Origin of the sequence: Pseudomonas sp. UBA5666, assembly GCF_002420785.1 — a bacterium.
GTDB classification, from domain to species: domain Bacteria; phylum Pseudomonadota; class Gammaproteobacteria; order Pseudomonadales; family Pseudomonadaceae; genus Aquipseudomonas; species Aquipseudomonas fulva.
On record NZ_DIIQ01000023.1, the window covers coordinates 1 to 22,648 of the forward strand.

The following is a 22,648-nucleotide window of genomic DNA, read 5'->3' on the forward strand; positions in this document are numbered from 1 at the left end:
GGCAACGGCAACGGCAACGGCGACGGCATCTTGGGCTAAAGCTCCAGCCCCATTTCAGGACGAATCTTATAGATGAACCCCGAAGACCCGTAAGGCGGTAGCAATCTCCCCGCCCCAGTATTACCCTCGACCCCCACCCCGCTCAGCATCAGGCACCCGCATGGCCTTCACCAGTGACTCCCTTACGATCTTCCTGGCCGTGCTGGAGGCCGGGTCCTTTTCCGCTGCAGCGCGCAAGCTAGGCCGGGTGCCATCCGCAATAAGCATGGCCATCGCGCAACTGGAGGCAGAACTGGACCTGCCGCTGTTCGACCGCACCACCCGCAAAGCCTTGCCCACCAGCGCAGCACTGGCGCTGGAGCCGCAAGCCAGGCAAGTGATCTGCCAGCTGAACCTGCTCGATGCCCAGGCCCTGCAACTGCACCAAGGCTTGGAAAAGCGCCTGACCCTCGCCATGGCACCCGAACTGCAAACCGGGCCCTGGAGCCAACCCCTACACGCCTTGGCGCAGGCCTTTCCCGGCCTGGAAGTGGAGGTGCGCTCGGCCAGCCAGCGCGAGGCCATCCGCTTGCTGCACGACGGCACCGTGCAACTGGCACTGGTCTTCGAACGCCCGGGTATCGATGAGCGCGAGTCGTTTCTCGAAGCCGGCAGTCAGCTACTGGTGGCCGTCGCCTCCCCGCGTCACCCTGCCGGCGTGCAGGGTGCCATGCCCCTGCCCGAAGAAGCCTTCGCCGAACAGCGGCAGATCATCGTCGCCTCCGGCAACCCCACCGGCTCTGACCCGCGCATGGTGCTGTCCCGACGCATCTGGCTGACCGACAGCTACCTGGCCACACTGGACCTGGTGCAATCAGGCCTTGGCTGGGCTTATTTGCCACAGCCCCTGGTAGAGCCGCTCATCGCGTCAGGCGCGCTGGCAGAGGTGCGCATGGACAATATGGCCAGCCGCCTGCGCCTGTGGGTGGACATCATCTGGATCAAATCCAGACCCTTGGGCCTGGGCGCACGGCACTACCTGGACAGCGTCCGCACGCTGTTCGAGAAGGACCCGCCCAGAGCCTGAGCCAGGCCAGTCACTGCACCGGGGCGAGCAACCGGTACCCTACCCCTGCCTCGGTGGCAATGAAGCGCGGCGCCATTGGGTCGTCGCCAAGCTTTTGCCGCAGGTGCCCGACCACGATGCGCAAATAATGCGTGTCACCCACATGGGTTGGCCCCCAGATGTCCTTGAGCAGTTGCTGCTGAGTGATGACGCGCCCCGGATGGCTTGCAAGCTGCGCCAACAGTGCATATTCCTTGCGGGTCAAGGTCACTTCGGCGTCATCCAGGGTCACGCGTCGCAAGGCAAGATCGACGGTCAGCGGCCCAATGCTGAGGCAGGCTGGGGCACCGCCCGTCTGCGGTATCTGCCTGAGCAGCGCACGAATACGTGCGAGAAACTCCTGAATGCCAAACGGCTTGGTCACATAGTCGTTGGCGCCGCTGTCCAAGGCGTCGACCTTCTGCGCTTCGCTGGCGCGTACCGACAAGACCACCACCGGCACCGTGCTCCACTGGCGCAGTTCGCGCAGCACCTGCTGCCCGTCCATGTCCGGCAGGCCCAGGTCCAGGACCACCAGGTCAGGCTTACCCAAGGCCGCCTGCGCCAGCCCCTGGGTGCCGTTCTCCGCTTCTAGGACTTTATAACCCTGGGAAGCCAGGCTGATGCGCAGGAATTTGCGGATCTGGGGCTCATCATCGATGACCAGCAAAGTGGCGGTCTGGCTCATGGCAGGTCGCTTCCGGTATCCGGTTGGGTAGGCAGCGGCAAGCATAAAGTCATGCAGGTGCCAACGCCATCGATGCCCTCGCCAACCCTGACCTGACCGCCATGTGCCCCGATCATCCCCTGGCAGATCGCCAAGCCCAGGCCGGTGCCCTGACCACCGCGATCACCGCGGGCAGCGGTGTAGAACATGTCGAAGACCTTGTCCCGATCTGCCAGGGCAATGCCAGGGCCTTCATCGCTGACGGCGATGTGCAGTTGCTGGTCGCGCGCCGTCACCTCGACGCGCAGCCGCCCCTGAGCAGGCGAAAACCGCGCGGCATTCTCGAGCACGTTGACCAGGGCCTGCTCGATCAACGCGGCATGCACGAACAGCAGCGGCAAGTTGGCCGGCACCTGAGTTTCCAGGTTCAGGGGTGCCAGCACGGCGCGCAGTCGATGCAACGCGCTGCCCACGATGTCGGCAGGCGCTACCCAGTCCCGTGCCAGCTTGAGACTGCCGTGCCCCAGGCGGGTCATGTCCAGCAGGTTCTGAATATAGCGGTCCAGCCGCTCGGCTTCGTCGCGGGTGCCTTCGAGCAGCTCACGCCGGTCCGACTCGGCAAGGGCCTCGCCCAACGCCAGCAAACTGTCGATGCTGCCGCGCATGGACGTCAGCGGCGTGCGCAAGTCGTGGGATACGGAGGCCAGCAACGCACTGCGCAGTTGTTCGGTCTCACCGTGCAGACGCGCCGCCTCCAACTGCTCGGACAACTGCGCCCGCGCCAGGGCCTGGGCCACAGGCTGCGCCAAGCCACGAAGCAATCGCCGGTCGGGGCCACTGAGTGCCTGGCCTGGGCGCTCAGACACACCCATCAAGGCCAGAGGCTGGCTGTCCACGGTCAAGGGCCACCACCACCAACGCCCTTCGGGCAGGGTGTCGCTGCTGCGCCCGGCCGCCTGGTCGTGCTGCCAGGCCCACTGGGCCGCGGCGCGCTCGTTATCGGTGAAAGCAATGGGACCGCCGCTGGCTATGTGCAGTTGGCCATGCTCGTCGCGCTGCAGGATGCAGACCTGCCAACCAAGCCGACCATCGAGGTGCTGGTGCGCAACCTCCAGCACCGCCTGACGGTCCGTGGCCCCGGTCAGGCGTCGAGACAGGTCCAACAACTGGATGGTTTGCGCCTGGGTTTCACGCAGGGCCTGCAACTGGCTGCGCTGGCGCGCGGCCAGGTTACCCGTGAGCGCGGCCATCAGCAGGAAGAACACCAGGGTCAGCACGTCCTCTTCGCGCTGGATACTCAGGGAAAAGTTGGGCGGAATGAACAGAAAATCGTACGCCAGGAATGAAAGCAGCGCACAGGCCAGGGCGGGGCCAAGGCTGGTGCGCACCGCCACCAGCAGGACCGCTGCCAGAAACACCAGGGAAATGTTGGGCAATGCCAGCACGCTGGCCACTGCCCAGGCCAGGCCCGCCGCCAGAGCGGTCGCTGCCAGCGCCAGCAGGTAATGTCGCCACACCCACGCATACCGGGCCGTTGGCTTGGGTGCCGAGCGCAGGACGTCGCGATCGAGCACATTGACCTCCAGACCCTGACTGGCCCGCAACAGCCGTGCAGCGACACCAGCGCCGAACAGGCGGCGGCGCCACCGGTCTCGGGACTGTCCGACCAGTACCACGCTGGCACGCCGCTCTCGGGCATGCTCGATCAGTGTACGGGCCACCTCCGCGGCGCGCAGCACGACCACGTCCCCACCCAGGCGCTCGGCCAGTTGCTGGGCGGCCTGTAACCGCTGGCGCCCGCTCTCGTCGCGCAGGCGACCGTTGTCCACGTGGACCAGGCTCCAGGGTAGGTGCCGGCGCTGCGCCACGCGGCTGGCATGACGCACCAAGCGCTCGGCCTGGTCATCGCCATCCACACCGACCAGCAAGCGCCCACGCAGCGCTGGCGCTGCAGCGCCGCCTTGGCGATAGCCCTGGGCCGCATCGGCATCGACCTGGGCGGCAGCGGCCTGCATGGCCAGTTCGCGCAGCGCGCTGAGGTTGCGCTGGGAAAAGAATGCGTCGATGGCCGCGCGCGCTTGCTCAGGCACATACACCTTGCCTTCGCGCAAGCGTTCGAGCAGGTCGCGCGGCGGCAAGTCCACCAGCAACAGGTCGAACGCTTCGTGCACCACCCAGTCCGGCACCGTTTCACGCACCAGGACACCGGTGATATCGCGCACCTTGTCGTTGAGGCTCTCCAGGTGCTGGACATTGACCGTGGTGTAGACGTCGATGCCGGCGGCCAGCAGTTCCTGCACATCCTGCCAGCGCTTGGCGTGGCGGCTGCCCGGTGCGTTGCTGTGGGCCAACTCGTCCACCAGCACCAGGCTGCCCGGGGTACCGAGCACCCCATCCAGGTCCATTTCGTGCAAGGTCACGCCCCGGTAACGGGTGCGTAGCATCGGTTGCTGGCGCAAGCCCGCCAACAGGGCCTCGGTTTCGGCACGGCCATGGGTTTCGACCACGCCTACCAGTACCGGGCGGCCCATGCGCTGCTGGGCATGGGCGTGGGTGAGCATGGCAAAGGTCTTGCCGACACCGGGCGCGGCGCCAAGAAACACCTTCAGCCGGCCTCGCCCTGGCTGGGGGAAATTCGCCAGCAGCGCATCGGCGCGGTCGGAGTCACTCATGGGATTTCCTTCACAGCAAGGGTCACAGGCCCTGGCCCGAACGGCTCGTCTTTTCCAGCGCCTGGTTAAGGGCCAGGACGTTGACCACCGCAGGGCCCACCAATGGGCGCAGCGTGGCGGCTTCGAGCAGACTCTGCAAGCGTTCGACGGGTAGATGCCGGGCGGCAGCTACCCGTGGCAATTGATACGCCACGGCCTGCGGCGGCAGGTGGGGGTCCAGCCCACTGCCCGAGGTCGTGACCAAGGCCAAGGGGACCGGCCCCTGCCCTGGCCGGTACAACGCACCCGCCTGTGCCTGGACACGCTGCATCAACGCGGGATTGCCAGGGGCAAGGTTGCTCGCGCTGCTGGCCACGGTCGCGAAATCACCTGCCGAAGGACGGGAATGAAACCAACCGTCACCCTCGAAGCGCTGGGCGATCAAGGCAGAGCCGCGCACACGCCCCTGCTCGTCTTGCACCAGGCTGCCATTGGCCTGGTAGGGGAACGCCACCTGGGCAATACCCGTGACTGCCAAGGGGTACAGCGCACCTGTCAGAAAGGTCATCGACAGGAGCAGACTCAGGGCCGGGCGTAGGTATGCAGTCATGATGGCCTCCTCAGACCAGGTGCAAGGCGTTGAGCAACAGGTCGATGACCTTGATGCCGGCAAACGGTACGATGATGCCGCCCAGTCCGTAGATCAGCAGGTTGCGCCTGAGCAGCTGCGCAGCGCTGGCAGCCTTGATCTGCACCCCACGCAGGGCCAACGGAATGAGCACGACGATGATCAGTGCGTTGAACACGATGGCAGACAGGATGGCGCTCTGCGGGCTTGCCAGCTGCATGATGTTGAGCACGCCCAGCTGCGGGTAAATCACCGCAAACAAGGCTGGCAATATGGCGAAATACTTGGCCACGTCGTTGGCGATGGAAAAGGTGGTCAGCGCCCCACGGGTGACGAGCAGCGCCTTGCCAACGTGCACCACGTCCAGCAGCTTGGTCGGATCACTGTCCAGATCGACCATGTTGGCCGCCTCACGGGCAGCCTGGGTACCATCGTTCATGGCCATGCCCACATCCGCCTGGGCCAGGGCTGGCGCGTCGTTGGCACCATCGCCGCACATGGCCACCAGGCGCCCGTCTTGCTGCTCCTGGCGAATGCGCGCCAGTTTTTTCTCCGGTGTAGCCTCGGCCAGCACATCGTCCACGCCTGCTTCGGCCGCGATCGCGGCTGCCGTGAGCGGGTTGTCGCCAGTGACCATCACGGTCCTGATGCCCAGTTTGCGCAGTTCGGCAAAGCGTTCGCGAATGCCAGGCTTGACCACATCCTTGAGGTGAATCACGCCCAACAGGCGCTTGTCGACGCAGACCAGCAGCGGCGTACCGCCTGACTGGGCGATGCGCTCTACCTCACGGGCAAGGGCTGGCGGCATATCCGCGCGCGGCATATCGACGAAGGCAAGGAGCGCATCGACGGCGCCTTTTCGATAACGATGTGCCCCCAGGTCGATACCAGACAGGCGTGTCTGGGCAGTGAAGGCCACCGGTTGGTAGTGCCCGGCCGGCGGTTCGACGAAATCATGAAGCTGATGCAGGTACTCGACGATCGACTTGCCCTCTGCCGTGTCGTCGGCCAGCGAAGCCAGCAAAGCCCCCTCCCCCAGCTCACGGGCCGTCACCCCGGGCGCAGCGTACAGTGCGCTGCAGCGGCGGTTACCGAAAGTGATGGTACCGGTCTTGTCCAGCATCAAGGTGTGCACATCGCCTGCGGCTTCCACGGCGCGCCCTGAACGGGCGATGACATTGAGGCGCACAAGGCGGTCCATGCCGGCGATGCCGATGGCCGAGAGCAGGCCGCCGATGGTGGTGGGAATGAGTGTGACGAGCAACGCGGCCAGGAAGATCAGCGGCAAGCTGCCCCCAGCGAAGTGAGCAAAGGGTTGCAGGGTCACCACCACGATCAGAAACACCAGGGTCAGGCCGATCAACAGCATGTCCAGGGCGATCTCGTTGGGCGTTTTTTGCCGGCGCGCGCCCTCGACCAGGGCGATCATGCGGTCCAGGGTGGAATCACCGGGGTTGCTGGCGATGCGGATCAGCAGCCAGTCCGACACCAGACGGGTATTGCCGGTCACCGCCGAACGATCGCCGCCTGACTCGCGAATGACGGGCGCGGATTCCCCGGTGATGGCTGCCTCGTTGACGGCAGCGATGCCTTCTATCACCTCGGCGTCGGCGGGGATCATCTCCCCAGCCTCGACCCGGACGACATCACCCTTGCGCAGGGACGCGGCCGGGACGTTGTCGAAGCTGCCATCCGGGTTGCGCCGCCTGGCCGAGAGCCCCTGGCTGCCGGCTTTGAGGCTGTCGGCACGGGCTTTACCCCGGCCTTCGGCAAGGGCCTCGGCGAAGTTGGCAAACAGCACGGTGAACCATAGCCAGGCGGCGATCTGCACCGCAACGCCTGGGGTGACGCCATTGGCTGGGGTCAGGCACAGCACGGTGGTCAGTACGGCCGTGATGGCCACCACCAGCATGACAGGTGAGCGCTTGAGCTGACGCGGATCGAGCTTGAGGAACGCCTGCAGCAATGCCGGCCGCCACAGCGCGGCCAGCCGCGTCTGGGCTGCTGCGTCTGGTTGGGCCTTGATCTCTGGAATGGGCATGTTCATGGTCATCTCTCAATAGGCCTGGCTCAAATGGTCGGCAATCGGTCCCAAGGCCAAGGTCGGGAGGAAGGTCAGCCCGCCTACCAGCAGGAGGGTCAGCAGCAGCAGGAAGGTGAACAGTGGCCCATGGGTGGGGAAGCTGTTGGGGCCTTGAGGTGCCTGTGGCTTGGCTGCCAGGCTCCCTGCCAGCGCCAGGATTGGCAGGATGTAACCAAAACGCCCGATCAGCATCGCCAGACCGATCATGAGGTTGTGAAACACCGTGTTGGCGCCAAAGCCTGCGAAGGCTGACCCATTGTTGGCGGCCCCGGAGGTATAGGCATACAGCAACTGGCTGAAACCATGGGCGCCGGGGTTGCTGACCGCTGTGGCCGGCCCTGGAAGGCTGGCAGCGACGGCGGCCAGTACCAGCACGCCGACCGGCATCACCAACAAGGTCGCCACCAACAGTTGCACCTCACGGGCTTGAAGCTTCTTGCCCAGGTATTCCGGCGTGCGGCCGATCATCAGCCCGCAGAGAAACACCGCGATCAGCACGAACAGCAACATGCCGTACAGGCCCGCCCCGACGCCGCCGAAGATGACTTCGCCGACCATCATGTTGACCATGGCCACCATGCCGGTCAGTGGGTTGAGGCTGTCGTGCATGGCATTGACCGAACCGTTGGAAGCGGCCGTGGTGGTGACCGTCCACAACACCGATCCGGTGGTGCCAAAGCGACTTTCCTTGCCTTCCAGAGGGGCTGCCTGCTCTACCTCGCTGGCGTGCAGCGCTGGGTTGGGCTGATGTTCGGACCACAAGGCCGAGGCGCCGCCGACCAGAAACAGTGCAAGCATGCAGGCCACAATGGCGCGGCTCTGGCGCAGGTCTTTCACGTAATGGCCGAACATGAACACCAGAGCCACGGGAATCAGGATGATCGCCGATACCTCGAACAGGTTGCTCCACGCTGTCGGGTTTTCAAACGGATGCGCCGAATTGACGCCGAAGAAGCCGCCGCCGTTGGTACCCAGCTGCTTGATCGCAATCTGGCTGGCTGCCGGGCCGAGCGGGATCAACTGCTCGGCCCCTTGCAACGTCAGGGCATGGGCATAGTCGCTGAAGGTCTGTGGCACGCCCTGCCAGACCAACAGCAGCGCCAGCAGCAAGGACATGGGCAAAAGCCCATAAAGCGTGGCCCGGGTCATGTCCACCCAGAAATTGCCCAGGGCCGCACTGCTGCGACGGGCGATACCACGGCACAGGGCTACCAGCACGGCCAGGCCCGTGGCAGCACTGACAAAGTTCTGCACGGTCAGGCCGAGCATCTGGTTCAGGTAGCTGATGGAGGCCTCGCCACTGTAGGCCTGCCAGTTGGTGTTGGTCACGAAACTGACCGCGGTGTTGAAGGCCAGCGACCACTCAAGACCGGGTAAGCGCTGCGGATTCAACGGCAAAAGGCCTTGGCCCAACAGCGCGCCGAACAGCAGGAGGAACCCAACCAAATTGAAGAACAGCAGCGCCAGGGCATAGTGGCGCCAGCCCTGTTGCTGCGATGGGCAAATCCCAGCCAGCCGGTAGCAGGCATTTTCGATCGGTCCCAGTAATGGCGTAAGCCACGTGCGCCGGCCCTCCATGACATTGAAGTAGAACCTTCCCAGCCAAGGGGCCGGTAGCAGGACTATGGCGAAGAAGGCCAGCAGCAAGGCGATATCGTAGGCATGCATGGGCGACCCCTTAACTGCGATCGGCGCGCAATAGCGCCGTCAGCAGGTACACCGCCATGGCCACCGCGATCAGCAGTGACATCCCTTCGAGCACGTTCATGAATGATTCCCCGTTGATGCGGCAGTGGCCGCTTTACGGGGATTTTCGGTCAGGCCAGCGTAAAGGCTCGAGATCGAAGCGGCAGGCCTGGCATAAAGAACACGTAAAGAAAGGTGTTCGGCCAGGCAGCAGGGCTAGGCAGTCGGGGTGGGCTGCACGTTGCGACTCCAGTCCAGCAGCAGGCTGTAGCCTATGGCCAATAACGTCGGGCCAATGAACAGGCCGATGAAGCCGAAGGCAATCAGGCCGCCGAACACGCCGAGCAACACGATCACCAGCGGTAGGTCTCCGCCACGGCTGATCAGGTAGGGCTTGAGCACGTTGTCCACGCCACTGATGACGAAGGTGCCCCAGATGCCCATGAAGATCGCCATGCCGTACTCACCCTTCCATACCAGCCAGCCGGTCACCGGCAGCCAGGCCAGCGGCGGGCCCATGGGGATCAGGCTGAGCATGAAGGTGACCAACCCAAGCACGATGGCACCCGGCACGCCTGCGATGAGAAAGCCGATCAAGGCGAGCAGGGCTTGCGCCGCCGCCGTACCGATCACACCGTTGACCACCCGTTGCACCGTGCCGGCTACCAGGTTCAGGTAATACTCGGCACGCTCGCCAGTCAGCCGGTGCAGCAGCCGCAGCACGAACGCCGAGAGCCGCGGCCCGTCGCGATAGAAGAAGAACACGAAGACCAGGCTCAGGGTGAGCTCCAGCACGCCACTGCCGATCTGCGCGCTGCGGGCCAGCAACCAGTTACCCACTTGCCCCAGGTAGGGTTTGACCGACGCCAACAGCGCAGCGCCCTGCTGGTCTAGCGACGACCACCAGCTGGCCATGCGTTCGCCTACCAACGGGATGTCGATCAGCCACACGGGCGCATCCGGCAGGCCATCAACCTGCACATCACGCACGAACAAGGTCGCATCACGAATGTGGTCAGCCAGGTTGAAGCCCAGCCAGACCAAAGGCAGCGCCACGATGAGGATCCAGGCGCTGGTCAACAGACCGGCGGCGAGGGTTTCGCGTCCACCCAGCACGCGGGTGAGAAAACGCATCAGGGGCCAGCTGGCGAATGCGAGGATGGCCCCCCACAGCAGCGCCGAAATGAAGGGGGCCATGACCCACAGGCCGGCGCCCAGCAATGCCAGCAACAGGATCTGGATCAGCAGGCGGTCATTTTCAACCATGGTCTTGCCCGTCAACGAATCAGTTCGAGGTGCAGGCCATCGGTGGGCGAGTCGCCGACTTCCAGGCGAGCGCTGCGTACACCGGCCTTTATCAGCGCTTCACGCCAGGCCTCGGCCTGGGCGCCGCTGAGGGTGGCGCGCAAGGTGCTGTCCAGGTTGAGGCTGCGTGCAAGCAGGGTTGCCCAGGCCGGCTGCGGGTCGCTCAAATCAGGATAATCAAGCTTGCCGGTGTCACGCATCTCACGCAGCACGGTTGCAGCCGTGGGCAGCAGCTCACCCAACGGGTGGGCTGCGACGAACTCCTCCACATGCAGGTAGGCCCGCCGGTTGCCACGGGTCACGCTGTAGAGTGCGACCAACGTATCAGCCTGGTCGGCAGAGCGGCGTAGCAGGATGAACGCCTGGCGCTCATCGCCACCATTGAGCCGAGCATTGGCAAAGACTTCGTTGGCCCACAGGCTGGCCTCGCCACAATCGCGGCCTTGGCACCAGAACAACGGGTACCCGCCTTCTTGCTGCAAGCTCTCGCGCGCGCGCGTGAACGCCTCCCGCGCAGAGCGCTCAACCGGCAGTTCATAGGTCGTGGAGCTGACCTGGCCACGGCTCTCGACTTTATCCTCCACCCGCAGGCGGCCGCTGATCTTGCGCAGTGGCCCCAATGGGTAGACGCGCTCCTGCTCCACGGCCGGGCGCTGGTCGACAATCTTGGCGTCCACTGGCACGGGCAGGCCGCCGGCCCAGAGCGTAGAGCTGGCGAGCAGCGTACCGGCGGCCAGCAGGCAACGCCAGGCGACAGGCGCAGTCATAGGCAAACCACGCGGCGCCCGGCGTCAAGGTGAAGCATGTACATGTCTGGCAATTGCATGGTTGTCTCCCTGATCAACCCGCCAAGCCTCGACACTTGTCCGGTGCAAGTCAAGCAAAGCCAAAGAAGCGATTGAAACAGTCTGCTACAAGCGTTGCGCCCTGCTCATCGTTCAGGTGCAGGTGATGGCCACCGGGCAAGGTCACCTGTTCAAAGGGTAGCTGCTCAAGCAGCCCTTCGCGACGTGCCAGCATGCCCTGCGCTGCCACCACCAGGCAGCCGGGGCACTTGACGTGTCGCACGTAGGCCATTGCCTGGCCTTGCGTCAGGCGCACTGGCGAGGGCAAAGTCAAGCGGCTGTCGCTGCGCCAGCTGTACCCCCCGGCCACGGGCATCAGCCCACGCTGGGCCAGCAGCTCGGCCGCTTCGCGGCTCACCGCCACCATGCCCTTCATGCGTGCCTCCACGCCTTGGTCCTGCGTGCTGTACACCGACTTGCGCTTGGTATCGAGGCGCATCTGTGCACGCAGCGCCATCCCCAGGCGCTCGGGGGCGTCCTGCTCTTCGCCGGTGGGCGGGATGAGGCCATCGATAAGTGCCAGGTGGCTGACGCGCTCGGGCAGTGCGGCGGCCAGTTGCACGCTGATGATGGCGCCAAGCGAATGGCCCAGCAGCGCGAACTGCTCCCAGCCCAGTTGCTCGGCTGCGCGCACGATGTCGTAGGCGTAGTCGGCCAGCGCGTAGCCGGCACCCGGCGGGCGATGCTGCGAATGGCCATGACCGGCCATGTCCAAGGCCACTATGCGCAGGCCCTGAAGGCGAGGCGCGAGACGCGCGAAGCTGTTGGCGTTGTCCAGCCAGCCGTGCAACGCAATGACCGGCAGGCCGTCCTCGGGGCCGAACACGTGGCCGGCCAGTTCGATATGGCCAAGATTCAAGCGTATGTCTTCGACCTGCACCTTCATGCCTGCCCCCACCTATCGAACAGGCCCTTGATCAGGCTGGCGGTATCTTCCGGGTGCTCCAGCGGGAACATGTGGCCACCCGGAACGCTGTGGTATTCCCCCTTCGGTATGCCCCGCACCGCCAAGGCATGATGGCGGCGCACTACGGTACTGGCCTGGCCACGGACCATGGCCAGCGGCAGGCGCAACTGCCGGACAGGCGCAGGGTTCAGGTGGGGTACGTTGCGATAGATGCTGATTTCGGTAGCAGGATCGAAGCGCAGGGACAGCGTGTGCTGCTGCTCGTGCAAGCCATGTTCGACGTAGGCATCCAGGCAGTCGGGGTCGAAGTGGCGGAACAGTGATCGGCTGGCGAAATAGGCGCGGGCACTGAGTCGATCTTCGAATTCGGCGCGCCGCCCTAGCGTCCGACCGGCTGGGGTAATGCGGTCGATCAAGCCCAGGTGCTTGGCGGCGCGCAGCAGCAACTGGTCTGCGCGGGTCAGCACGGGCGAGTCGAGCATGACCACGCCCCGGTAAAGTTCTGGTCGGCGCAGGGCGGCATGCAAATGCAGAACACCCCCCAGCGAATGCCCCACGCCCCATACGGGGTCGGGCTGCTGCTCAAGGTGGTACAACAGCTCGTCCACCAGGCTCTGCCAGTTGGCGTCCACCGGAAACCGCGGGTCATGGCCGTGCTGGGGCAGGCTCTGCACGTGGTAGTCCGGCGCCAGGGCGGCGAACAGCTTGCCGTAGGTGGCCGACGGAAACCCATTGGCATGGGCAAAGAATATCGGTTGCGGCATGGCGGGCTTCCGGGCGCAGAGAATGGCCCATTGTGGGTGTCCACCAGGGCTCAGGCAACGTTCGGAAAGGTCATCGGCAAGGGCGATCAGGTCATGCCGATCGATTAAAGCTGCCCAGCGAGCGTCGCAGGCACGCCTTGATGAAGACTTGATGGGTTTCCAGCGTCTCACGGGCCAGACGCTGGTCATCAGCGTCCAGCTCCAGCCTGCGCAATGCCAGGCAGCTGGTTTGCATCAGATGGGCCACGCGGGTGCAGGCTTGCTGCAAGGCGAGCAGCTCCTGCTCGGCCTGCTGACGTCGATTTTCCTCAAGCGCCGTGTCCGTCTGGATCTTGCGCATCAGGTGGTAGAACTTGGCGTCGGCGACCTCCCGCAGCAGGCTGTGCTGGGCGTGATCCAGGGCGATGCCTTGCTCGACCTTCTCAGTGGTGGTTTGCAGGTCCAGCGAGCACAACAATTTCCACATTTCGCCCGTCATCGACCCAACCTTGTACATGTCCTTTGTGGCAAAGCTAGCAAACCGCAATCGATTGAAACAACTGACAAAAATGCCAGTTACCTCCCTTGCAAACCCGCTTGGCAAAGCCACGGCAGGCAATCAGCGGGACGTGTGCAAGGCCCGTAGCGTCATCAGGCCTGCCAGGGGCCAATCACCCTCAAGTTCCGCCAGGCTGGCAGTGCCCATGGCGGCTGGCCGCTGCAGGTGACCGTGTTCGAGCAGCCCGACCAGGTGCCCGACCAGTGGCTGGTGGCTGACCAACAGCACGTGATCAAGGCCAAGGCGCTCGATCTGGCCGATCGCGTGTTGCACATCGCTCTCGGGGGTCAGCCACGGCACCGTGCTTACCGGCTCGCTCAACCCCAATGCCTCATGAACCAACGCAGCGGTCTGCTGCGCCCGGACATAAGGGCTGGCAATGATCGCCTGCAATGGCTTGCCTGCCAGGTGTGCGGCGCTGTGCAGCACCTGCTCGCGACCATGCGCGGTCAAGCGCCGCTCGGCATCGCGGGTGGCTCGCGGCTCGGCTTCGCCGTGGCGCAACACCCACAGGTTCACAGCTTGGGCTCTTGGTCAGGTTGGGCAGGCTCAGGCGCGCGCGCCACGTGGGGCGCCTCGCCGTCGGCCGGGCGTGGTGCTGGCCAATCGGCAAACGGCCAGGGTTTCTGATCCGTGTGGAAGGTGCCGAAACGTCCGATCTGTGCCAAGTACTGGCTCAGGCTATCGCCAAGGTCCATCACGCTGGCGCTGGGGGCGCCGTAGATCAGCCGATAGATCAACTGGATCACCACCAGGCCTGCGAGCACCAACTCGGCCAATTGCCAGACCACCAGGAAAACCAGCATCCAGACCACACGCAGGATGAGGGACTCGCGCTGGGCGTGTTCAGGGGTATCGTTCATGTGTCGCTCCTTGCCGTTTTGCCAGGGTTATCCGGGCTCAGTTGAAGCCGTTGGTGGAAATGAAATCGACATCGGTCTTCGGCTCAGCGCTCATCAGGTGCTCGATCACCTGGTTCAACGTGCGGCCCTCGAACAGGATGGCATGCAGGCCAGCGACCAGGGGCATGTACACCTGCGCCTGCTGGGCCTTGGCCTTGAGCACCTTGAGGGTATTGACCCCCTCTGCCACTTCCCCCAGCCGACTCACGGCCTCATCCAGGCTCAGCCCCTGGCCGAGCGCGTAGCCCACCTGGTAGTTGCGGCTCTTGGGCGAGGAACAGGTGACGATCAGGTCGCCCACGCCGGCCAGGCCCAGGAAAGTCATGGGGTTGGCACCCTGGCTGACCGCAAAGCGGGTCATCTCGGCCAGGGCGCGGGTGATCAGCATGCTCTTGGTGTTCTCGCCCATGCCCAGCGCCACGGCCATGCCAGCGATGATGGCGTAGACGTTCTTCAAGGCGCCGCCGAGTTCCACGCCAAAACGGTCACTGCTGGCATACACGCGGAAAGTCTTGCCATGCAGCACAGCCTGCACCTGCTGGCACAAAAGCTCGTCTTCACTGGCCACCACGGTGGCAGTCAGGGCGTGCTCGGCAATTTCCCGGGCAAGGTTGGGCCCGGAAAGCACACCTATGCGCGCCTGCGGGGCGATCTCCTCGACGATCTGGCTCATCAGTTTGAACGTCTGGGCCTCGATCCCTTTGGTGAGGCTGACCAGCCCCTTGCCACGCAACAGGTCGGCATGTGGCGCCAATACGCTGCGCAAGGCGCTGGAGGGCAAGGCCACGAAAATCAGGTCGCAGGCCTTAAGCGTGGCCAGCAGGTCACTGACCGGCTCCACCCCTTCGTGCAGCCCGATGCCCTTGAGGTAACGCGGGTTCTCGCGATGCTCGCGCATCGCCTGGGCCTGTGCCGGATCGCGCATCCATTGGCGCACTGGCACACCGTTCTGTGCCAGCAGGTTGGCCACGGCCGTGCCGAAGCTGCCGCCGCCCAGAACTGCAACAGGTTGCTGATCAGTCATATCCAATCCGTTAACACCTAAAATAAATGGCGACCGGCGCATTATACGGGTCGCCTGCCCCGCGCCAAGGCCGGTCGGGCATCGCTCATCCAGGCCAGGTATGTACCCACCGGTCGGCGAGCATCAATACCGCCGCAGATCACTGGCAAAACGGCAAAGTTCATTTACCATGCCGGTTTACCCACGATACAAGGCCGCTCCGTGCTCCCTGGCTCGCCTCCCTACCCGCGGCTGTTGCTGTTGACCGCCCTGCTCGGTGCACCTGCCCTGGCAGATGACTTGTTCATCGACAACAGTGACCTGCCACAGGTTTTGACTGCAACACGCCTCAAACAATCCCCGGCTGCGGTGCCAGGGAGCATGACCGTGCTCGACAGCGCGTTGATCCGGGCCAGCGGCGCGCGTGACATTCCCGAACTGCTGAGGCTCGTGCCGGGCATGATGGTGGGCTACGGGGCGGGCAATCAACCGACCGTCAATTACCACGGCAGCAACGTCAACGAAGCACGTCGCATGCAGGTGCTGATCGACGGCCGCTCGGTGTACCGGGCAGGGCTGGCGACGGTGGACTGGAGCGATATCCCGCTGGCGCTGGAGGACATCGACCGGATCGAGGTGTTCAGGGGGCCGAACACGGTCAGCTATGGCGCCAATGCCCTGATGGCCGTGGTGAACATTCTCACTCGCAATCCTGCCGACAGCCACGGCACGCGTCTGAAAATCACACGCGGGCAGAACGGCATCGACGACTTCTATGCCAGCCAGGGCTTTGGCTGGGACAACGGCGATATGCGTCTATCGCTGTCGGGCCAGCAGGATGACGGGTTCGACCATGACCAGTTCGGCCAGGACTACCGTGACAGCCGCCGCGCCACACGTTTGAACCTGAGCGCCAGCCATACCCTGACGGTGGACCAGACACTGGAATGGCAACTGGCCGCCAAGGAAGGCACCAACCAGCGGCCTTATACCTACCAGCCGGTATTCCCGTTCGTGACCCAGCGCGGCAAGGATGCCGACGTCAAGGCCATGGACTATGCAGGCTCGGTGCGTTGGAACATCGACTTTGCCGCTGAACACAGCCTGTATGTCCAGGGCTCGGCGCAGCATTTCGACCGCCAGCAGGTGTGGCGAGCCTGCGACGCGGCGCTGTCCTTCAGCCCCGAACTCACCCGCCTCTGGCAGATGAACCCCAATTACGCCGAGCGGGTAGCCCGTGGCGCGAACAACCCGCCACCTAGCAGCAACCCCCAGGAGCAGGCCCTGGTCGATGCGATCAAGGCACAGTGGAACAGTCAGGGCGGCAGTGACGTGGTGTGCGGCGATGTCGACCAGAGCACGCGCGAAACCCGCTATGACCTGGAAATACAGGACACCTACAGCCTGACCGACAGCCTGCGCCTGCTCAGCGGCATGAACTATCGCTATGATCGTGCCGACTCGCAGACCTACTTCAATGGCAGCGTCGACGACCAGACCTGGCGGCTTTTCGGGCAACTGGAATGGCGAGCCGACGAGCACTGGATCGTGCAGGGCGGCGCCATGTTCGAGGATTCGCGGCTCTCTGGCAGCTCGCTTACCCCACGGTTGGCGGTCAATTACCTGATCACCCCGCGCCATGGCCTGCGCGCCGTCTATTCCGAGGCGGTACGTTCGCCTGACATGTTCGAAAACAACGTCAACTGGAGCTACACCGTCAAGAACCTGATGCCCTACGCCTTTGGCCAGCAGCATGGCGAATACTTCGTCAAGACCCGCGGCCCTGGTGACCTGGAGCAGGAGCACATGCGCTCGCGTGAGCTGGGCTACAACGGTTATTTCAGCGACCTGGACCTGAGCATGGACCTGAAGGTGTTCTACGACGAGATCACTGGCATGATCAGCGAGCCGCTCAAGAACAACCAGTACATTGCCAGCAATGCGAACCGGGCGCGCTTCAGCGGCAGCGAGGCCCAGTTCGATTGGCGCCCTACCCTGCGCGACCGGCTGCGCTTGACCTTCGCCCATGTCGACGCCTGGGCCAGCAATCCTGCCGACCGCAACCTCAGCGCCAGCAACAGCGGCTCTGCCGGCTGGATGAGGGACTGGGGCCACGGCTGGTCCAGTGGCGCTTTCTACTACGGTGACGATGCCCTCAATCAGTACCGCTACGAGCGCCTGGACCTGCGCGTGGCCAAGCGCTGGCGCGTGTACGGGAGCAATCTGGAACTGGCAGCCCTGTGGCAGCAACGCCTGGATGATGAGCCCACCACCGCCGTGCAGAACCGCTATGACAGCCGGCAGCGGCTGAGCCTGAGCGCGGAGCTGGAGTTCTGATGGTTCGCTTGCTGCGCCTGTTGGTGCTATGGCTGTGGCCATTGGGGCAGTTGTCCGCCAGCGAGATCTTGCTGGTCGGCGCCCAGGACCAGCCAGGCATCCGCAGCTTCATCGCTGCCCTGGAAAGTCGACGCCCCAACGACCACGTCCATTTTCAGGCTGCCAGCGAGCTGCCTGCGCCGAGCCGGCTCGACCTGGACCTGCGCCTGGTGTTGCTGGACGACGAGGCATTACAGTGGCGCCTGTCGCAAACCGCCGGCCCACCGGCACTGGCCATGAGGGTCAGCCGGGTGCAGGTGGAACAGCGCCTGGGAAAGTCACGCCCCGGGTTTCTCACCTTGTTGTGGAGCGACCTGCCACTGGATCGGCAGTTGCGCCTGACCCGCTACCTGTTGCCGCAAGCCAGGCGCATCGGGGTGCTCTACGGTGAACACAGTGGGTTTCTGCTTGATGAGCTGCGCCGTGCCGCGCAACCGCTTGGCCTCGAGATCGTGGCACAGGCTTGGCCCGACCCACGTGACAGCCGCCCCCTGCAACACCTGCTGGGCAGCAGTGACGTGCTGCTCGGGCTTGATGATCCGGACCTGTACAATTCCAAGACAGCGAAAAACCTGTTGCTCAGCAGTTACGGCCGTCAAATGGCCCTGATTGGCCCCAATGCCGGATTCGTCCGTGCCGGCGCGCTGGCCAGCACCTACAGCGACCAGCAAGATTGGTTAAGCGTGCTCGACAGCCTGCTCGGGCAATCACCTGCGCGCTGGCCCCGCAGCCTCTACCCAGCCCATTTCGGGGTCAGCGGCAATCAGCAGGTGGCACGGGCGCTGGGCCTGGAGCCCATTGATCCCGACACCGCCGCCCAAGCCTTGGCTGATGGAGAGCGCACCCCATGACCAAGGGCCTGAACTGGGACATTCATACGCGCACGCAGATCATCAGCCTAGGCCCGGCGCTGCTGCTGACGCTGCTATTGATCAGCTTCTTCACGTTCGTGCGCATCCAGGATTTGCGTCAGGAGCTCAACCACACCGGCCAATTGATCGCCAACCAGCTCGCGCCCGCGTCCGAATACGGGGTCATCTCAGGCAACAACGAAGTGCTCGAAGGCCTGATGCGCGCCACGCTGAGCATTCCCCACGTGCGGTTCCTGGAGGTACAGGACAGTCGCAATCACATTCTGGTGTACGTCGAGCAGTCTGACGAAAGCACCAACCGTGCCCAGCAGGTGGAAGTGTTTCAAGCGCCGATTCGTCTGCAGCAGATACGACTCGAAAGCGACTTTTTGCAGGAAGGCCTGGCGGCTGCCCCGGCCATCGGCGATGACTACCTGGGCCGGGTCATCGTCGGCATGTCGGACGATGCGTTCAGCCAGCGTCAGCAGGAGATCGTGATCAAGGCCGCAGTGCTGGCGTTGTTCGCACTGCTGTTCACATTTTTGCTGGCTCGCCGTCTGGCCATGAGCCTGGCCAAGCCCATCAGCGACATGGGCCATGCCGTCAAGGCCATCCAGCAGGGTCACTACGACACGCCGGTTCCGGTGGTGGACGACAGCGAGCTAGGGCATCTGGCCCGGCACATCAATAACCTGGCGCATGCGCTCGAGCAGGCCAGCACCGAGCAGAAAAAAGCCATCGCCGAGCTGATCCAGGCACGTGAGGAAGCCGAGCAGGCCAACCGCGCCAAGTCTGATTTCCTGGCCATGATGAGCCACGAGCTGCGCACACCGCTAAACGGCGTATTGGGCATGCTGCAATTGCTCGAAACCACCTCGATGAGCAGCGAGCAGGCCGACTACACCGCGGTGGCGAGCGAGTCGACGGGGCATCTGCTGCGGGTCATCAATGACATCCTCGATTTTTCGCGGATCGAACGGGCGGCCTTGCAGCTCGAACACATCGATTTCAACCTCGGCGAGCTCATCACCCACTGCGTCCAGTCGTTCCAGCATGCTGCACAGCAACAAGGTCTGGCGCTCGACTTGAGCCTGGCCGAGGACACCGCCCAGTTGCAGGTGAACGGCGATCCTACCCGGATCCGGCAGATTCTCCTGAACCTGATCGGTAATGCCCTGAAGTTCACCGAGCAGGGGCAGGTGCGGGTCGAAGCCCGTTGGCAGTTGATGGATGAGCAGCGCATCTGGCTGACATGCAGCGTGCAGGACACGGGCATCGGCATTGACAATGATCGTCTGGAGATGATGTTCGTCGCTTTCCAGCAGGCCGACAGCTCGATTTCTCGCCGCTACGGCGGCACCGGCCTGGGCCTGTCCATCGCGCGCACCCTGGCCGAGCGCATGGGCGGGCACCTGCACGGTCAGAGCCTTGAAGGCCATGGCTCGACCTTCACGCTGGAGATGCCACTGGCACTGCCAGCATCGGCGCGCCAGATCCGCCGCGCTGCGCCGCCCGGCCAGCTTGCCTGGACCGAACCCACCAGGGTACTGCTGGTCGAAGACAATGCTGTCAACCAGAGCGTCACCGAGGCCATGTTGTGCAGCCTGGGCGTTGAGGTGAGCACGGCCGACGACGGCCAGCAGGCCGTGGAGCTGGTCAGGCTGCAACGTTTCGCCGCCGTTTTCATGGACTGTGGCCTGCCCTACATGGATGGTTACGAGGCCACGCGCCAGATGCGCCTGCTGTCCCACGGTGCACACGTACCGATCATCGCCCTGACTGCCAATGCATTGCAGGGTGATCGCGAACGATGCCTTGCCGCAGGAATGGATGACTATCTGAGCAAACCTCTGCGCCGCAGTGAATTGCAGCAGGTGCTGAAGCGCTGGCTGCCAGGACAGGCAACCGCGACTGGCGATAAATGCTAAAGTGCGGCAGTCTTAAACACTGGACAGGACTCCTTTCGGACCTGAAAATAGACGTTTCAGTGCACACCTGTACTTCTTTCGACAGGTGCGCTGTGACTTTCACTACAACGCAATAGTCTACCTGTAGGCTGCCGCCCCGTTCGCGATGCGTGACGGGCTGGCCGGGAAGATTCATCCCCTGCCGCAGGGGGTTATTGAGGAGCTCGCATGACCAAACAACACGCCTTTACTCGGGAAGACTTGCTGCGCTGCAGTCGCGGTGAGCTGTTCGGCCCAGGTAATGCGCAACTGCCCGCGCCGAACATGCTGATGGTCGATCGCATCACCCACATCAGTGAAGAAGGCGGCAAGTACGGCAAAGGTGAATTGGTCGCCGAGCTGGACATCAATCCTGATCTTTGGTTTTTTGCCTGCCATTTCGAAGGCGACCCAGTGATGCCAGGCTGCCTGGGCCTCGATGCCATGTGGCAGCTGGTCGGCTTTTTCCTGGGCTGGCAAGGCCTGCCGGGCCGCGGTCGTGCACTGGGCTCCGGTGAAGTGAAGTTCTTCGGCCAGGTGCTGCCTACCGCCAAGAACGTCACCTACAACATTCACATCAAGCGCGTGCTCAAAGGCAAGCTGAACATGGCCATCGCCGATGGTTCGGTCAGCGTCGACGGCCGCGAGATCTACACCGCCGAAGGCCTGCGGGTCGGCGTGTTCACCTCCACTGACAACTTCTAAGGGTTATTCGCATGCGCCGCGTCGTTATCACTGGTCTGGGCATCGTGTCGTGCCTGGGCAATGACAAAGCTACCGTCACCGAAAACCTGCGCAACAGCCGTCCGGGTATCCGTTACAACCCGGAATACAAGGAAATGGGGCTGCGTAGCCAGGTTTCCGGCTCCATCGACCTCAACCTCGAAGAGCTGATCGACCGCAAGGTCTTCCGTTTCGTCGGGCATGCGGCTGCCTACGCCTACCTGGCGATGCAGGACGCCATCAAGGACTCGGGCCTGACCGATGAGCAGGTCTCCAGCCCACGTACCGGCCTGGTGGCCGGCTCCGGCGGTGCATCGACCCTGAACCAGATGGAAGCGCTGGATACTCTGCGCGAAAAAGGCGTCAAGCGTGTAGGCCCTTACCGGGTCACTCGCACCATGGGCAGCACCGTTTCGGCGTGCCTGGCGACGCCGTTCAAGATCAAGGGCATCAACTACTCGATCTCTTCCGCCTGCGCTACATCGGCTCACTGCATCGGCACCGCACTGGAGCAGATCCAGTGGGGCAAGCAGGACATCGTGTTCGCCGGCGGCGGTGAAGAAGAGCACTGGAGCCAGTCGTTCCTGTTCGATGCCATGGGCGCCCTGTCGACCAAGCGCAACGAAACCCCGGAACTGGCCTCGCGTGCCTATGACGCGGACCGTGATGGCTTCGTCATCGCCGGCGGCGGTGGCATGGTGGTGGTCGAAGAACTGGAACACGCTCTGGCCCGTGGCGCCAAGATCTACGCCGAGATCATCGGCTATGGCGCCACCTCCGACGGCTACGACATGGTCGCCCCAAGCGGCGAAGGCGCCATCCGCTGCATGCAGCAGGCGCTGTCGACCGTCGACACGCCGATCGACTACCTGAACACCCACGGCACCTCTACCCCAGTGGGCGACGTTGCCGAAATGAAGGGTGTGCGCGAAGTGTTCGGCGAAAATGCACCGAAGATCAGCTCAACCAAGAGCCTGTCCGGCCACTCGCTGGGGGCTGCCGGTGTACACGAGGCGATCTACTGCTTGCTGATGATGGAAAACAACTTCATCGCTGGCTCGGCCAACATCGACGAACTGGACCCGGCGGTCGCTGACCTGCCGATCCTGCGCAAGACCGAAGAAAATGCCAAGATCGATACGGTCATGAGCAACAGCTTCGGTTTCGGCGGCACCAATGCCACCCTGGTGCTCAAGCGCTGGGAAGGCAAGTGATTCGCTGACGCGCCAATAGAGAACGCCCCGACTGGTTCGGGGCGTTTTCATTTACGCTGGAAAACAGATCCGTTGGGCCCGACGCGACCTACGCTGTCATTTACCCTTGGGCAGCACAGCCAGAAAGTTGTCCTTGGCCACGCGTCTGGCTACATCCTCGGGCAAGGCATCCAGAAATGGCCTGAAACTGTCCATCTCCTCTCCCAGGCTATCGAAGCGGCCGACCACATCCGAGCCCAGCATGAACCGCGTTGGGTAGCGTTCAACGAGCGCCAGCCAGGCTTTGCGTGGGACGTCCTGTTCATCGAGCAGGTAGGGCTTGAGCACACTCCACGACAGGTCCACGTACAGGTTCGGGTAGTCCTCGAGTAATCGCGTCAGCACCGGCAGTAGAAAATCCATCTGTGTCTGATGCCGGTGAATTTCCATGCTGCTGCCGGCGTGTGCCCAGATGAAACGCGTATGCGGATGATTG

The 22,648-nt window shown here is 63.7% G+C and carries 21 protein-coding genes; 6 read left to right on the top strand and 15 right to left on the bottom strand.

What is annotated here, in order from left to right; genetic code table 11:
* Positions 1 to 160 precede the first annotated feature (160 nt).
* The gene (locus B2Y33_RS11825; RefSeq protein ID WP_027916270.1) at positions 161 to 1,066 is read left to right on the top strand and encodes a LysR family transcriptional regulator; all 906 of its coding nucleotides are present in this window, start codon (positions 161 to 163) and stop codon (positions 1,064 to 1,066) included.
* 10 nt (positions 1,067 to 1,076) lie between these two features.
* Here the strand turns inward: B2Y33_RS11825 and B2Y33_RS11830 are convergent, their stop codons facing one another.
* The 14 genes from B2Y33_RS11830 to B2Y33_RS11895 all read right to left on the bottom strand — a co-directional run bounded on the left by B2Y33_RS11830 (position 1,077) and on the right by B2Y33_RS11895 (position 15,084).
* Complete coding sequence (locus tag B2Y33_RS11830) at positions 1,077 to 1,772, bottom strand: response regulator (protein WP_027916271.1); 696 nt, start codon at positions 1,770 to 1,772, stop codon at positions 1,077 to 1,079.
* A complete protein-coding gene (locus B2Y33_RS11835) occupies positions 1,769 to 4,423 on the bottom strand; it encodes a sensor histidine kinase (RefSeq protein WP_197873668.1) in 2,655 nt (884 codons plus the stop codon). The genes B2Y33_RS11830 and B2Y33_RS11835 overlap by 4 nt, the downstream gene beginning before the upstream one ends.
* A gap of 22 nt (positions 4,424 to 4,445) precedes the next feature.
* The gene (kdpC, locus tag B2Y33_RS11840; protein WP_027916273.1) at positions 4,446 to 5,012 is read right to left on the bottom strand and encodes a potassium-transporting ATPase subunit KdpC; all 567 of its coding nucleotides are present in this window, start codon (positions 5,010 to 5,012) and stop codon (positions 4,446 to 4,448) included.
* Positions 5,013 to 5,022: 10 nt separating this feature from the next.
* Positions 5,023 to 7,077, bottom strand: a complete 2,055-nt coding sequence (kdpB, locus tag B2Y33_RS11845; protein ID WP_059183793.1) for a potassium-transporting ATPase subunit KdpB — start codon at positions 7,075 to 7,077, stop codon at positions 5,023 to 5,025.
* Between the two features lie 9 nt (positions 7,078 to 7,086).
* Positions 7,087 to 8,781, bottom strand: a complete 1,695-nt coding sequence (gene kdpA, locus B2Y33_RS11850) for a potassium-transporting ATPase subunit KdpA (RefSeq protein WP_206405998.1) — start codon at positions 8,779 to 8,781, stop codon at positions 7,087 to 7,089.
* A gap of 10 nt (positions 8,782 to 8,791) precedes the next feature.
* Entirely contained in the window at positions 8,792 to 8,881 is a 90-nt protein-coding gene (gene kdpF, locus B2Y33_RS11855) for a K(+)-transporting ATPase subunit F (RefSeq protein WP_033695165.1), read from the bottom strand.
* Positions 8,882 to 9,015: 134 nt separating this feature from the next.
* Positions 9,016 to 10,065, bottom strand: a complete 1,050-nt coding sequence (locus B2Y33_RS11860) for an AI-2E family transporter (RefSeq protein ID WP_059184147.1) — start codon at positions 10,063 to 10,065, stop codon at positions 9,016 to 9,018.
* Between the two features lie 11 nt (positions 10,066 to 10,076).
* Complete coding sequence (locus B2Y33_RS11865) at positions 10,077 to 10,871, bottom strand: DUF4892 domain-containing protein (protein WP_027916277.1); 795 nt, start codon at positions 10,869 to 10,871, stop codon at positions 10,077 to 10,079.
* 109 nt (positions 10,872 to 10,980) lie between these two features.
* A complete protein-coding gene (locus tag B2Y33_RS11870; RefSeq protein WP_206405999.1) occupies positions 10,981 to 11,835 on the bottom strand; it encodes an alpha/beta hydrolase in 855 nt (284 codons plus the stop codon).
* Positions 11,832 to 12,620, bottom strand: a complete 789-nt coding sequence (locus B2Y33_RS11875; RefSeq protein WP_027916279.1) for an alpha/beta fold hydrolase — start codon at positions 12,618 to 12,620, stop codon at positions 11,832 to 11,834. Before B2Y33_RS11875 ends, B2Y33_RS11870 begins: the two co-directional genes overlap by 4 nt.
* A gap of 91 nt (positions 12,621 to 12,711) precedes the next feature.
* A complete protein-coding gene (locus B2Y33_RS11880) occupies positions 12,712 to 13,098 on the bottom strand; it encodes a hypothetical protein (RefSeq protein WP_241194999.1) in 387 nt (128 codons plus the stop codon).
* Between the two features lie 120 nt (positions 13,099 to 13,218).
* A complete protein-coding gene (sixA, locus tag B2Y33_RS11885; RefSeq protein ID WP_028686588.1) occupies positions 13,219 to 13,677 on the bottom strand; it encodes a phosphohistidine phosphatase SixA in 459 nt (152 codons plus the stop codon).
* Positions 13,674 to 14,021, bottom strand: coding sequence for a DUF4389 domain-containing protein (locus tag B2Y33_RS11890; protein ID WP_027916282.1), 348 nt, complete (start codon positions 14,019 to 14,021; stop codon positions 13,674 to 13,676). The genes sixA and B2Y33_RS11890 overlap by 4 nt, the downstream gene beginning before the upstream one ends.
* A gap of 37 nt (positions 14,022 to 14,058) precedes the next feature.
* Positions 14,059 to 15,084, bottom strand: a complete 1,026-nt coding sequence (locus B2Y33_RS11895; protein WP_206406000.1) for an NAD(P)H-dependent glycerol-3-phosphate dehydrogenase — start codon at positions 15,082 to 15,084, stop codon at positions 14,059 to 14,061.
* A 201-nt stretch (positions 15,085 to 15,285) separates the two neighbouring features.
* Between B2Y33_RS11895 and B2Y33_RS11900 the strand changes: the two genes are divergently transcribed.
* From B2Y33_RS11900 to fabB, 5 genes are all read left to right on the top strand, one after another.
* Positions 15,286 to 17,400 (top strand): TonB-dependent receptor plug domain-containing protein, encoded by a 2,115-nt coding sequence (locus tag B2Y33_RS11900; protein WP_206406001.1) that lies wholly within the window; start codon positions 15,286 to 15,288, stop codon positions 17,398 to 17,400.
* Complete coding sequence (locus B2Y33_RS11905; RefSeq protein WP_206406002.1) at positions 17,400 to 18,290, top strand: ABC transporter substrate-binding protein; 891 nt, start codon at positions 17,400 to 17,402, stop codon at positions 18,288 to 18,290. Before B2Y33_RS11900 ends, B2Y33_RS11905 begins: the two co-directional genes overlap by 1 nt.
* Positions 18,287 to 20,218, top strand: a complete 1,932-nt coding sequence (locus B2Y33_RS11910; RefSeq protein WP_206406003.1) for an ATP-binding protein — start codon at positions 18,287 to 18,289, stop codon at positions 20,216 to 20,218. Before B2Y33_RS11905 ends, B2Y33_RS11910 begins: the two co-directional genes overlap by 4 nt.
* 207 nt (positions 20,219 to 20,425) lie before the next feature.
* Positions 20,426 to 20,941, top strand: coding sequence for a 3-hydroxyacyl-[acyl-carrier-protein] dehydratase FabA (gene fabA, locus B2Y33_RS11915; RefSeq protein WP_023533607.1), 516 nt, complete (start codon positions 20,426 to 20,428; stop codon positions 20,939 to 20,941).
* Positions 20,942 to 20,952: 11 nt separating this feature from the next.
* Positions 20,953 to 22,173 carry a beta-ketoacyl-ACP synthase I gene (gene fabB / locus B2Y33_RS11920; RefSeq protein ID WP_027916287.1) on the top strand — a complete coding sequence of 407 codons (1,221 nt, stop codon included), beginning with the start codon at positions 20,953 to 20,955 and terminating at the stop codon, positions 22,171 to 22,173.
* Positions 22,174 to 22,269: 96 nt separating this feature from the next.
* Here fabB and B2Y33_RS11925 read toward each other — a convergent pair.
* Positions 22,270 to 22,648: amidohydrolase family protein (locus B2Y33_RS11925; RefSeq protein ID WP_288632951.1), on the bottom strand; the 379-nt coding region annotated here is incomplete at its 5' end.